Source organism: Flavobacterium ginsenosidimutans (assembly GCF_037478105.1).
Classification (GTDB): Bacteria; Bacteroidota; Bacteroidia; order Flavobacteriales; family Flavobacteriaceae; genus Flavobacterium; species Flavobacterium ginsenosidimutans.
Genome location: NZ_CP147988.1, coordinates 5,338,600 through 5,351,614 on the forward strand (window position 1 = coordinate 5,338,600; position 13,015 = coordinate 5,351,614).

Sequence of the window (13,015 nt, forward strand, 5' to 3'; positions counted from 1 at the left end):
ACTATCATGTCAAACATCGAATTAAACGATAAAAAAATTCAGATTCTTGAAGTTGCAGAAAAGCTATTTTCTGAGAAAGGATTTGAGGGTACATCGATACGGGATATCTCTAAAGAGGCAAAAATTAACATTGCCATGGTCTCGTATTATTTTGGTTCAAAAGAAAGACTTTTGGAAGCTCTAATTCTCTACAAAACTGTTGATTTAAAGTTACAACTCGAAAATTTATTACAGGAAAATCTTGAACCGCTTGAAAAAGTCAATAAATTAATCGAAATTTACATTAACAGAATTTGTCTTAACAAGGGGATTTACAGGGTTTTACATTTTGAACTTAACAGTAAAAAAAGAGAGAAAAGCCTTAATGCTTTTACAGAACTTAAAAAAGGAAACTTAAAATCTGTTGAAAGTATTATTAAACAGGGACAAGCTCAAGGCGTTTTCAGAAAAGATATTAATATTCAACTGATTACACCAACAATTATTGGAACCTTTTTTCACTTTCACATGAATCGCTCTTTCTTCGAAGAATTACTGGATTTAAAAACAGAAGAAATGTTTAACAATTACATTAAAAACGATCTTACAAAGCACATTCAACAAACTATAAAAGCGCTACTTGTTTATGAAAATTAGTCAATTAATGCTCTTTGGAGTTTTCTTTATCGGAATATCTTCAATAGAAGCACAAGAAAAAACAAGTTTAACCTTGGGCGAGGCCGTACAAATGGCCTGGGAAAAGAGTAACGAAGTTACGCTTGCCAATACTAAGGTAAACACAAAAATGTACGAATTAAAAACCGTAAAAAATAATCAGTACCCAGATCTTAAAATTTCTGGCCAATATCAACGTCTAACAAAAGCATCAATTGATTTGCCAAATCAAGGTGAAAGTGCTTCATTAGCTTCTCCAGACAGAGCAATGCTTGGAATGGCGAACTTAAGCCTTCCTATTTTTGCTGGATTTAAAATTCAAAGTAGCATAGATGCGTATGAAGGAATGTACGAAGCAGAAACTGCTAATGCTGCAAAAACCAAAGAAGATGTTGCTTTAAAAGCAATCACTTATTACACAGCACTGTACAAAGCTCAAAAAACATTAGATGTTTTAAACGAAAATCAAAAAAGCGCTAAGCAACGTGTTACCGATTTTACAGAGTTGGAGAAAAACGGAATTATTCCGAGAAATGATTTATTAAAAGCGCAATTATTAGTTTCTAAAACGCAATTATCTATTGATGAAGCTAATAATAATATTAATAACATCAATTACTACCTAACTACATTGCTTAAATTAGATCCTAATGTAAAAATTCAGGTAAATGAAGAGGATTTCTTTAATCTTAAAACAAGCAATACTATAACATCTGATGCTGTTGCACTTGAGAGCAGAAAAGATTTAGAAGCAATAAGATTGCAAAGCAAAGCTTCTGAAGCTAATGTAAAAATTGCAAAAGCCGGATATTATCCAGCAATCTCATTACTTGGTGGTTATACAGCGTTGGATCTTAAAGATATCATAACTGTAAAATATGCTATGAATTTTGGAATCGGACTTTCTTATGATTTGTCAGGAATTCTAAAAAACAATGTACACGTGAAAGAGGCAGAAAGCAGAGCTCTGGAAGTAAAAAATACAGAAGCCATTATGACTGATCGTATTAAAGTTGAAGTTCAAAAATCTATTGAAGATTACGACTTAGCAATCAATCAAAGTGTTGTTTATGATGAAGCGCTTCAGCAGGCTGCAGAAAATTACAGATTAGTGAAAGATAAATTTGACAATGGTTTATCTGATACTAATGATTTGGTAGAAGCCGATGTAGAACATTTAAATGCCAAAATTCAAACTGCTTTATCTAAAGCAACAATTATTCAAAAATACTACGAATTACTTTCAGTATCAGGACAATTATCACAATCATTCAATTTTTCTAAAATATAATCGATAGCTCTCATGGAAAAGAAAAAGACAAATAAAAAATTCATCATCATATTAACCGTAATGGTTTTATTGGGAGGAACTTACGGAATATCAAAATATTTACACGGCCAAGCTCACGAAGAAACAGATGATGCTCAAATCGAGAAAAAAATGAATCCGATTATCCCGAGAGTTTCAGGATATATCAGCAAAGTATATGTGAAGGATAATGATTATGTAAAAAAAGGAGATACTTTGTTTACAATCGATAAGAGAGATTACCAATTAAAAATCGATGAAGCAAACGCTGCATTATTAGGAGCTGAAGGTCAATACGAAGCTGCAAAAGCTGATATTGGAAGTGCTTATGCAAGTATTTCTGTTTCAGATGCTCAAATGAGATCTGCAAGCGGTTCTATCGAAAGCGCTAAAATTAGATTGAGACAGCTTACAAACGATTATAACCGTTACAATAACTTGTACAAAACTCATACAATTACAAAACAACAATATGAGCAAGCTTTGACAGCGAAGGAAGAAGCTGAAAACCAAGTACGAGTTTTAGAACAACAACAAAAAGCTACTACTTATCAAAAATCTGTTATTCAGTCAAAATCTAAAGTTTCTGATAAACAAACAGAAGTTGCTGCTGCTAACATCAAAAAAGCAAGAACAATGCTAGATGTTGCACATTTAAACCTTTCATATACTGTAGTTACTGCTGCAATTGATGGTCAAGTTTCTAAAGTTGATATTCAGCCAGGACAATTAGTTCAGCCAGGACAATCTTTATTCTACATCATTAATAATAGTGAGGCTTGGGTTGTAGCTAACTTTAAAGAAACGCAATTGAACAAAATGGTGATTGGGCAAAAAGTAAGCTTAAAAGTTGATGCATATCCAAACTACGAATTCAAAGGAACTGTAACATCATTTTCTCCTGCAACAGGATCTCGTTTTTCATTGTTACCTCCTGATAACGCAACAGGAAACTTCGTAAAAACAATTCAGAGATTACCAGTAAAAATTAGTATCGATCAATCAAACGATCCTGAAAAAGTAAAATTATTACGCCCAGGTATGAACGTTGATGTAGACGTACATTTAAAATAAATAAATGGCAGCAGCAATACAAGCAGACGACGATTTAGTAGAATACGGTTACCGACGAGTGATTATTACAATTACAGCTGTACTTTGTGCATTGCTGGAAATTGTTGATACAACGATTGTAAACGTAGCTCTAACAGACATGCGCGGAAGTCTTGGTGCTACCTTGACCGATGTGGCGTGGGTTATTACAGCATACGCAATTGCGAATGTTATTGTAATTCCGATGACGAGCTGGCTATCGCAGCAATTTGGTAGACGTAATTATTTTGTGGCTTCAATCATAATATTTACAGTCTGTTCCTTCTTGTGTGGTAATGCCTCAAATATATGGGAACTTGTAGCCTTCCGATTCGTACAAGGTATGGGTGGTGGAGCACTTCTAGTAACAGCCCAAACAATTATTACAGAAAGTTACCCTGTAGCAAAACGTGGAATGGCGCAAGCGATTTACGGAATGGGTGTAATTGTCGGGCCAACTCTTGGACCGCCTTTAGGAGGTTATTTGGTTGATAATTATTCTTGGCCGTATATTTTCTACATCAATATTCCGTTGGGAATTATTGCTACAATTTTGGCTTTAACATTTGTTAGAAGTCCGAAATATGGAGAAAAATTGAAAGCAAATCAGGTTGACTGGTGGGGAATTATCTTGTTAAGTGCCTTTATTGGTTCTTTACAATTCGTGCTAGAACACGGACAGCAAGACGACTGGTTTAATGATTCTTTAATCGTAACCTTAAGTGTTGTAACAGTTTTAGGATTGGTTTTATTTATCTGGAGAGAGCTTACTTATAAACACCCAATCGTAAACTTAAGTGTTCTAAAAGATGGAAACTTAAGAATTGGAACCATAATGTGTTTTATTCTTGGTTTTGGTCTATACGGTTCAACATTGATTATCCCAATTTACACGCAATCTATTTTAGGATGGACAGCAACAGATGCCGGTTTATTATTGATTCCAGGATCTATTACAACGGCGATCATGATGCCATTTGTTGGAAATATGATTCAGAAAGGTGTTCCTCAAGGGTATATGGTTGGAGTAGGATTTTTAATTTTCTTCTTCTTTACCTTTATGATGTACAGCCGAATGACACCAGACACTGGAGTTGAACATATGTATTGGCCTTTAATTTTAAGAGGTATTGGTTTAGGATTGCTTTTCGTTCCTATTACAACACTTTCTCTTTCTACTTTAAAAGGTAAGCAAATTGGTGAAGGAGCGGCATTTACTGGAATGATGCGTCAGTTAGGCGGATCTTTTGGTATCGCGATCATTACTACTTTCATCACACGTTTCAGCCAATCTCATAGAGTAGATTTAATTAATAACCTAGATCCTGCCAAATTTGACGTGCAGCAGCGAATTGCAGGAATGCAGCACGCTTTCATGGCAAAAGGATATAGCGCAGATGTTGCTTTGAAAAAAGCATATCAAGCTATAGAGTATTCAGTAATGAAACAAAGTACTGTAATGGCTTATATGGATATTTTCCTCTATCTAGGAATAATGTTTTTATGTTGCATACCGATTATTCTCTTTATTAAAAAAGGGAAGAACAAAATTAGTGCAGCCGACGCAATGCATTAATAATAGATTTATAATACGCATAAACGCCGAATTCTTAGTTGAATTCGGCGTTGTTTTTTATAATAGTCGCAGTTCCCAGTGGCAGTATTCAGTTTATAAACTTTGCGTAAAACTTTGTGTCTTTGCGGTAAAAAAACTTAGAATCTTAGCAACTTAGAACCTTAGAATCTTTAAAAAATCATCTTGTAAAAACTAAATGATTGCCTTTAGAAAGATTCGCATCAAACTGATATCCTTCGTAATTAAAACCTTTTAAATCATCAATAGTTTCTGCGTTCGTATCAATAATATAACGCACCATCATACCTCTCGCCTTTTTTGCAAAGAAACTGATCATTTTTAGTTTTCCATCTTTATAATCTTTAAAATCTGGAGTAATTACAGAAACTTTTAAAGCTTTTACATCAACAGCCGAAAAATATTCGTTACTCGCTAAATTTACAAATAATTCGTCTTTTTTCAATTCTTTATTTAAAGCTTTAGTAACTGTAGGCTTCCAGAATTCGTGAAGGTTTTTAAATTCGGCAACTGGCATTTTAGTTCCCATTTCTAAACGGTAAGCCTGCATTAAATCTAATGGTTTTAAAAGTCCATAAAGTCCAGATAAGATTCTTAATTTATCTTGTAAAACATCTAATTTTTCTAACGGAATTGTATAAGCATCTAATCCTGTATAAACATCACCATCGAAAGTATAAACTGCCGGACGCGCATTTTCTGGCGTAAAAGGCGTTTTCCAATCCTGATTTCTTTTCCAGTTTAAATCGGCTAGCTTGTCTGAAATTGACATTAATTCTGATAATTCAGAAGGCTTTTTTTGTTTAACCACTTTATGAACTACTCTCGCTTCTTTTAAGAATGAAGGTTCAGTATATTGAGATGTTGGTAATTCTTTTTCAAAATTCAGTGATTTCGCTGGAGATATAACAATTTTCATGTGTGCATTTTTCTATGATTCAAAAATACAAATTGAATTTCTAAAAACAGATTATCGCAATTGATTTGTTTTATGGAGCCATATTTTTTTTCGCCACGAATTCACGAATTTATTTTTTAAAATCTTTGAGCAAAATTTCGAATGAATTTGTGTAATTCACTATCCTATTTTTTTTTAAATCAATTAAAATTAATTCGTGAATTCGTGGCGGAAAAATTTAAATCATGTCGAAATTCACGACTTAATTTTTAAAATCTGAACGTTCGATTTGTATTAATTCATGCAATTTACTTCCACTGTTTTTTATTTTCATAAAATTGAATTGAAAAATTGTGAATTTACTCAAAAAATTAGGCTGTAGATTATAAAAGGCATTTTCTATGTTGTAAATTTGCACCCATAAAATTCCAAAAACATTTTCAATACAAAAATTGAAAGTTGTATTCTAAATAATAGCCACAAATTCACGAATTAACTTTTTAAAAAATTAATTAGAAAAATTCGTGAATTCGTGGCGGAAAAAAATTTAGATCATGACAAAAATATTGTATCAAGAGGAAAGTTATCAAATAATCGGAATTTTATTTGATGTTCATAGAAATTTAGGTGGAGGCTTTTCTGAAATTGTATATAAAGATGCTTTAGAATACGAATTCAAGAAAGCAAATATTCCATTTGAAAGAGAAAAAGAATATTTAGTAAATTATAAAGACATAATTTTAGATCACAAATTTTATGCTGATTTTGTTTTGTTTGATAAAATTATACTTGAAATAAAATCAAGTGATTTTCTGCATCCAAAATATATTTCGCAATGTCTTAATTATTTAAAAGTATCCAAAAAAACAATTTAGCGATTTTGGCAAACTTTAATTCTACCTCACTTGAACACAAACGTATTATTTTATAAAAATTAGTGAATTCGTGGCGATACAAACAAATTACAAAACTGCTTTACAAAACAAAATCTTCGATATTATTTCGAAAGCTTCTCAGGAATTAAACGTTGACTCTTATGTGATCGGCGGATTTGTTCGTGATTTGCTTTTAAATCGAGGTTCAAAAAAAGATATTGATGTAGTTGCTGTTGGAAGCGGCATCGAATTAGCGCTTAAAGTTTCTGATTTACTTCCGAACAAACCAAAAGTTCAAGTTTTTAAAACTTATGGAACAGCAATGCTTCGTTTTGAAGATACCGATATTGAATTTGTTGGTGCGCGAAAAGAATCCTATAATCGTGACAGCCGAAATCCGATTGTGGAAAACGGAACTTTGCAAGACGATCAAAATCGTCGCGATTTTACAATCAATGCTTTTGCTTTATCTTTAAATAAAAACAATTTTGGAGATCTTTTAGACCCTTTTGATGGTTTAACCGATTTAGAAAATAAAACAATAAAAACGCCTTTGGATCCAGATATTACCTATTCTGATGATCCTTTGCGAATGCTTCGTGCGATTCGTTTTGCAACTCAATTGAATTTCGAAATCGAAGAAAATTCATTGAATGCCATCACAAAAAATGCAGAAAGAATCAAAATTATTTCTGGCGAAAGAATTGTTGACGAATTAAATAAAATTCTCTCTACAGATAAACCTTCAACAGGATTCTTACTTTTATATAAAACAGGACTTTTAGATCTAATTTTACCTGAATTAACGGCGTTGAATCAGGTAGAAGAAATTGAAGGTCATACGCATAAAAATAATTTTTATCACACTCTTGAAGTTGTAGACAATATCTGTCCAAACACAGATGACGTTTGGCTTCGCTGGTCGGCATTATTGCATGATATTGGAAAAGCGCCAACAAAACGTTTTACTAAAAAACAAGGTTGGACTTTTCACGGACACGAATTCTTGGGCGGAAAAATGGCTAAGAAAATATTCGAACGTTTGCACATGCCTTTGAACCATAAAATGAAATTCGTTCAGAAAATGGTTATTATGAGTTCACGTCCGATTGTTTTAGCACAGGATATTGTGACTGACAGCGCCGTTCGTCGTTTGGTTTTTGATGCTGGCGAAGATGTAGAAGATCTAATGACTTTATGTGAGGCCGACATCACAACTAAAAATCCAGCGAAATTCAAGAAATATCATAAAAACTTCGAAGTTGTCCGCAAGAAAATTGTAGAAGTCGAAGAACGTGACCACGTTCGTAATTTCCAACCTCCAATTACCGGAGAAGAAATTATGGAAATGTTCGACTTGAAACCTTCACGCGAAATCGGAATCTTAAAAGAAGCTGTAAAAGAAGCAATTCTTGAAGGTGATATTCCAAATGAATATCAGGCTGCTTATGATTTTGTGATTAAAAGAGCGGAAAAATTAGGCTTAAAAAAAGTAGAGAAATAAGTATTATTTAATAAAATGAAAAAAGAAAATAAATCAGTAATCATTTGGTTGCTATCGGGTTGTGTTTTATTATTTTTAATGGTCGTTGTGGGCGGAATTACTCGTCTGACCAATTCAGGTTTATCTATGACCGACTGGCATTTGGTAACCGATACCTTCCCGCCTTTAACAGATGCTAAATGGCAAGCTGCTTTTGACGAATACAAAAAGTTTCCAGAGTATCAGAAAATCAATATTCACAACGATTTTCAATTAGCAGATTATAAATTTATTTATTTCTGGGAATGGTTTCACCGTTTTATCGGACGTATTATTGGTTTAGTTTTCTTTGTGCCATTTGTTTACTTTTTAGCTAAAAAGCGATTAGATACAGATACAATCAAAAAATGTGTGGTTCTTTTGGCAATGGGAGCTTTCCAAGGTTTCTTAGGATGGTTTATGGTAAGAAGCGGATTAATTGACAATCCTGATGTAAGTCACTTCAGACTTTCATTACACTTAACTTTTGCCTTTATCACTTTTGCATATACACTTTGGGTTGCATTAGATTTAATCTATCCTGAAAGAAATATCAACAAGATTTTGCCTCTTCGCAAAATTGCTCGTTTTGCTTTAGTCGCTTTATTAATCCAGATTATTTACGGCGGATTTGTAGCAGGATTAAATGCAGGACTAATTCATAATCACTGGCCTTTAATGAGCGATGGAGAATTTATTCACGAATCGGTTTTTATTGAGCAATCTTCTTTAATAAAAAATTTAATTGAAGGTAAAAGTGGTGTTCAGTTTGTACACAGAACTTTTGCTTATGTTGTTGTGGCAATTATTCTTTTTCTTTTCTTCAAAAGCAAAAAATATTCACTTACGCGCACACAGGCAAACGGAATCAATACTTTGGTTGTTTTTGTTTTTATTCAATTCTTACTTGGAGTTTTCACATTATTATACAGTGTTCCATTGGCTTTAGGATTAATTCACCAAATTATGGCGTTTTTCCTTTTAAGCGCTATGACATTTACATTGCATAGATTGAGTAAATAAACTAACTTTCATAAAAAAACATTTATGAAAACAGTCTGTTTTTTATTTACAATTATTTTTACTTGCATTGTTTCTGGGCAGACAAAAGATAATCCGTTAGTCATTTTGGATTCTAAATGTATTGGATATATGAAACAGGCAGAAAATACCTTGAAAAATATCAATCAGAATGATCTGTTGCCATTTATTTATAAAGGGAATGCTGAAGAAGTTGAGCAAAAGTTCGGTTCTAAATCGGGAGTTCTAATCTTTGCTACCAAAAAATATATTCTTAATACGTTTTATCAAAACAATATTGAAAACTCTCCATTAAAAAAAGACATTCCAACAACGGATTGTTTATCTAAAATTGGGATAATAGGAAGTATTGCGAGTAATATAAATCAACCTTATGATGAACTTGTAAATTATATCAGCATTACTCCGAACAATAAAGCAGTAAAAAAAATTGCGTCAATAACTTTTATAAAGCCTACTGACGCTCAAATAATTAATTCTGATTGGAAATTTGGAGCTATAGAAATTATGTCAACTATCGACAACTAATTATCCTAGCCAAGTCTTAAAATCTTGTACTTTTTCTCGGCTTACAATTACCTCATCTTCTTTATAAGTTGGAAGAATCACTTTAAGTCGAGAATTAGTATAAACCTGAATTTCTTTAATCGCTTTTAACGGAACAATAAATTTCCTGCTTACGCGAAAGAAATCCTTTTTATCAAGTTCTTGTTCTAAAATCTCCAGAGTCGAATCGATCAAGTAATCACGATTGTCGTAGGTATGAATGTAAGTTCCTTTGTTTTCACTAAAGAAACATTCGATTTCTTCTGTGGTAATTACTTTTAAGTGTTGTCCAATTTTAACTGTAAACCTCTTTTTGTATGTTTTCTCAAAAGGATTTGACAGCATTTGGCGAATCTGCTCAAAATCTAACTGCAGATTTGAAGTTTCTGCTTCTGCTTTTGGCATTCGGGTTTTGAATTTAGAAACGGCCGTTTCCAGATCATCTTCATCAATTGGTTTTAAAAGATAATCGATACTATTTAGTTTAAATGCTTTTAAAGCATATTCGTCATAAGCGGTTGTAAAAATGATCGCGCTTTTGATATCTATCTTTTCAAAAATTTCAAACGACAAACCATCTGATAATTGAATATCCAGAAAAATTAAATCGGGATGAGAATTGTTTTCAAACCAATCAACAGCTTCTTCGACAGAATGAAGCATGGTTTCTACTTTTACATTTAACTTTTCAAGTTTTCTTTGCAGCAATCTTGCAGCTGGTTTTTCGTCTTCTATAATTAATGTTATCATTTATTATATTGTAAAATTTAGAAAGAATAGTATTTCAAAGTTACTCCCATTTATTTTTATTTGCGGCGTCTTTCTCCATATATTTTTGAATTTTCTTTTGTTCCCAGTCTTCGCTGAAAAACAAATTAGAACCAAAAACAGATAATCCGTGAGCTACCAAACCTATTCCCCAATAAAAAGCAGTTGAATAGGTATGCCATTCTGATAATCCGCTGAAATCAATTCCTTCAGTTAAATGATCTCTACTTAAACTAGAAACAATAATAATCACATTTACAATGATATAAACTTTCAAATGCGAATAAAATCCTTTTATCTTTTTTACTTTTTTGTACGCTGCATTATAACTCTCATCACCTGTATATTCTCCAGAATGTTGTTTTGCATATTCCTCGTACATATGTCTTCTAAAACGTCCCATGCTTCTATTTTTTTAAATAATTATTGCCACTTGTTTTTATTCTGTTTTTCCTTTTCCATAAACTCTTTGATTTTTCTTTCTTCCCATTCTTTACCCATTCCTGGAAAAACTTCAAAGACTTTTAATCCGTGAAAAATTACACCAACTCCCCACCATAATAATGGCCAAAAGAACCATAAATAGCTTGGCGATGTATATAAATTTATAAAAATCAATATTGCATTTACTAATATGAAAGCAACTAGATTTCCATAAAATCCTTTAATATTTTCGACTTTTTTTCTAGCCTGAATATATCTTTCTTCTTCGCTTAAATTCATTTCCATGATTATTCCCATTTTTGTTTTTTATATTTTTTTTCTAAAATGCTTTTCATTTTTCGCTGTTCCCATTCTTGTCCGAAAATCTTATAAGAAGCAAACAAATCGATTGCAGAACCCACTATAACAGCCGACCAAATAATTACCACTACCCAATTGATGTATTTTATTGGAAAAAATTGCAGTGGTAGATTTGTATATTCTTTTAAAAGAAAAAGAATTAGTGCGATGGTGTAAATGAACAAATGTTTGTAAAAAGATTTTAGCTGAATCACTTTTTTACTGGCCAATTCTTGCAGTATTACTTGTTCCTGATCGTTACTCAAATTTGTTTCCATGATTACTTTCTAATCGTTGTTTGTTTTCTTTTTCTAGAATTTCCTGAATCTTTTTTTGTTCCCATTTTTTATTGAAAAAAGGTGGGAAACTAAAAACCTTCAATCCGTGTAAAATAATAGCCATTCCCCATCCCATTACAGACCAGATCCACCAAAGGTATTCTGGAGAAGTCATATAATTTACAACAATCACAATTGGATTACATAAAACGTACACCGTCAAATGCTCATAAAATTCTCTAATTTCTTTGACTCTTTTTTGAGCATCGTAATAACGATCTGCTTCTGTGAAATTATTTTCCATTATTTCCACGTTTTTTGCTTGTTATCTTTCTCTAAAATTTCTCGAATTTTTCTTTCTTCCCAATCAGAGCTGTATCCAAAGACTTTAAAAGCATGCATGGCAACCCCAAATCCCCATCCTAAAGCCGAAAACCAAAACCATTGAAATCCTGGTGAAAATTTTAAATTAATAAAAACCAAGAACGGAATCACACAACAGTATGAAATAATATTTCCATAAAATCCTTTTAGTTCTTCTACTCTTTTTTTGGCTCTATAATATGCTTTTGCTTCATCTGTATATTCTGCACTCGTTTCCATAACGGTAATTTGTTTTGTTAAAATTGGAATCCTAACCGTGAAATTCTTCTCATCTTCCTGAACTTTCACTTTTCTGTCGGTTATAATTCCGTATCTGTTTACAATATTTTGCAATCCAACGCCTTGCCTGTCCTGCAACACTTCTTTTTTCTGAAGATCATTTTGAATTGCTAAATAATCTTTATCAATAAATATTCTAATATGAAGTGGTTTTTGCTCACTTACTATATTGTGTTTCACTGTATTCTCCAGCAAAAGCTGTAAAGAAAGCGGAACCACTTTTGCTTCCGGATTTATGTTTTCTGTTGGCAATTCGTAAAACAAACTATTTTCGAAACGCATTTTCAACAGATTCATATAGGTTTTCGCAAATGACAATTCATCTTCAACAGAAACTAATTCTTTGTCTTTTTGTTCTAAAACATATCTGTAAATTTTAGAAAGAGAAGTTGTAAAACGCTGCGCATTATCCGGATTTTCTTCGATCAAAGAACTTAAAACATTCAAACTATTAAACAGAAAATGCGGATCGATCTGGTTTTTTAAACTTTCAAATTTTGCATTTGCCGTTCCTGCGATAATCTTCTGCTGCGTGACTTTATTTTCCTGATAGAGTTTATAAAAATTAAGTCCGTGAAAAAACACTAAAACAATAAATGTCATTACCGAAGATTCTATATAATTTTCCGCCTTTTCATTGGCTAGAAAACCTAGAATTGTCTTATTCTCGATTATTATACTTGTAAACAAGCGCAATACACCAATTACAATCATCGACACTAAAAATGAACTTACAAAACCAATTAAAATTCTCTTTGTCGAATATGGATTTTCTCTGAAGACTCTATCTAAAAATTCAAAAAGAACGACGTTTACGACATATAAAACCACACTGTAAAGCATGCAGTACAAGAAATAAATGTAAAGATTCTTGGTAAAAACTGCTGTTCCTATAGAAGCAAACCGAATTAGAAAAGAAAATAAAAATACTATTCCTCCAACTAAGCATGCTTTTAACAAATTAGGTTTTAATATCATGATGGCTTATAACT

At 32.3% G+C, this 13,015-nt stretch carries 15 protein-coding genes; 8 read left to right on the forward strand and 7 right to left on the reverse strand.

From position 1 onward, the window contains the following. Nucleotides 1–6 precede the first annotated feature (6 nt). Genes V6624_RS22835 through V6624_RS22850 form a run of 4 tightly spaced genes read left to right on the forward strand, consistent with a single transcriptional unit; the run spans nt 7 to nt 4,631 of the window. The gene (locus V6624_RS22835) at nt 7–636 is read left to right on the forward strand and encodes a TetR/AcrR family transcriptional regulator (protein WP_111288928.1); all 630 of its coding nucleotides are present in this window, start codon (nt 7–9) and stop codon (nt 634–636) included. Continuing rightward, nucleotides 626–1,945 (forward strand): TolC family protein, encoded by a 1,320-nt coding sequence (locus V6624_RS22840; protein ID WP_338840344.1) that lies wholly within the window; start codon nt 626–628, stop codon nt 1,943–1,945. Before V6624_RS22835 ends, V6624_RS22840 begins: the two co-directional genes overlap by 11 nt. Nucleotides 1,946–1,957: 12 nt before the next feature. Then, nucleotides 1,958–3,037: an HlyD family secretion protein gene (locus V6624_RS22845; RefSeq protein WP_111288932.1), complete on the forward strand. Its 1,080-nt coding sequence runs from the start codon at nt 1,958–1,960 to the stop codon at nt 3,035–3,037. Nucleotides 3,038–3,041: 4 nt separating this feature from the next. Next, nucleotides 3,042–4,631 (forward strand): MDR family MFS transporter, encoded by a 1,590-nt coding sequence (locus V6624_RS22850; protein ID WP_111288934.1) that lies wholly within the window; start codon nt 3,042–3,044, stop codon nt 4,629–4,631. Between the two features lie 178 nt (nt 4,632–4,809). On the opposite strand, the gene yaaA is transcribed toward V6624_RS22850, so the two are convergent. Next, on the reverse strand, nt 4,810–5,568 hold the full coding sequence (gene yaaA, locus V6624_RS22855; RefSeq protein ID WP_111288936.1) for a peroxide stress protein YaaA: 759 nt from the start codon (nt 5,566–5,568) through the stop codon (nt 4,810–4,812). A gap of 533 nt (nt 5,569–6,101) precedes the next feature. Between yaaA and V6624_RS22860 the strand changes: the two genes are divergently transcribed. The 4 genes from V6624_RS22860 to V6624_RS22875 all read left to right on the forward strand — a co-directional run bounded on the left by V6624_RS22860 (nt 6,102) and on the right by V6624_RS22875 (nt 9,513). Beyond that, nucleotides 6,102–6,422, forward strand: a complete 321-nt coding sequence (locus tag V6624_RS22860; protein WP_317048486.1) for a GxxExxY protein — start codon at nt 6,102–6,104, stop codon at nt 6,420–6,422. A gap of 70 nt (nt 6,423–6,492) precedes the next feature. Continuing rightward, the gene (locus tag V6624_RS22865; RefSeq protein WP_338840345.1) at nt 6,493–7,926 is read left to right on the forward strand and encodes a CCA tRNA nucleotidyltransferase; all 1,434 of its coding nucleotides are present in this window, start codon (nt 6,493–6,495) and stop codon (nt 7,924–7,926) included. 15 nt (nt 7,927–7,941) lie between these two features. Then, nucleotides 7,942–8,967, forward strand: a complete 1,026-nt coding sequence (locus V6624_RS22870) for a COX15/CtaA family protein (protein WP_111288940.1) — start codon at nt 7,942–7,944, stop codon at nt 8,965–8,967. A 24-nt stretch (nt 8,968–8,991) separates the two neighbouring features. Then, nucleotides 8,992–9,513, forward strand: a complete 522-nt coding sequence (locus V6624_RS22875) for a hypothetical protein (protein WP_338840349.1) — start codon at nt 8,992–8,994, stop codon at nt 9,511–9,513. Here the strand turns inward: V6624_RS22875 and V6624_RS22880 are convergent, their stop codons facing one another. From V6624_RS22880 to V6624_RS22905, 6 genes are read right to left on the reverse strand one after another with little or no spacing between them, the layout of a single operon-like run. Continuing rightward, nucleotides 9,514–10,281, reverse strand: a complete 768-nt coding sequence (locus V6624_RS22880) for a LytTR family DNA-binding domain-containing protein (protein ID WP_338840351.1) — start codon at nt 10,279–10,281, stop codon at nt 9,514–9,516. Between the two features lie 40 nt (nt 10,282–10,321). Next, entirely contained in the window at nt 10,322–10,702 is a 381-nt protein-coding gene (locus V6624_RS22885; RefSeq protein WP_338840352.1) for a 2TM domain-containing protein, read from the reverse strand. A 20-nt stretch (nt 10,703–10,722) separates the two neighbouring features. Next, nucleotides 10,723–11,040: a 2TM domain-containing protein gene (locus V6624_RS22890; protein WP_111288948.1), complete on the reverse strand. Its 318-nt coding sequence runs from the start codon at nt 11,038–11,040 to the stop codon at nt 10,723–10,725. Continuing rightward, the gene (locus V6624_RS22895; protein WP_338840353.1) at nt 11,031–11,360 is read right to left on the reverse strand and encodes a 2TM domain-containing protein; all 330 of its coding nucleotides are present in this window, start codon (nt 11,358–11,360) and stop codon (nt 11,031–11,033) included. Before V6624_RS22895 ends, V6624_RS22890 begins: the two co-directional genes overlap by 10 nt. After that, nucleotides 11,341–11,664 (reverse strand): 2TM domain-containing protein, encoded by a 324-nt coding sequence (locus V6624_RS22900; protein WP_338840354.1) that lies wholly within the window; start codon nt 11,662–11,664, stop codon nt 11,341–11,343. Before V6624_RS22900 ends, V6624_RS22895 begins: the two co-directional genes overlap by 20 nt. Beyond that, nucleotides 11,664–13,001, reverse strand: coding sequence for a 2TM domain-containing protein (locus V6624_RS22905; protein ID WP_338840355.1), 1,338 nt, complete (start codon nt 12,999–13,001; stop codon nt 11,664–11,666). The genes V6624_RS22900 and V6624_RS22905 overlap by 1 nt, the downstream gene beginning before the upstream one ends. Nucleotides 13,002–13,015 lie beyond the last annotated feature (14 nt).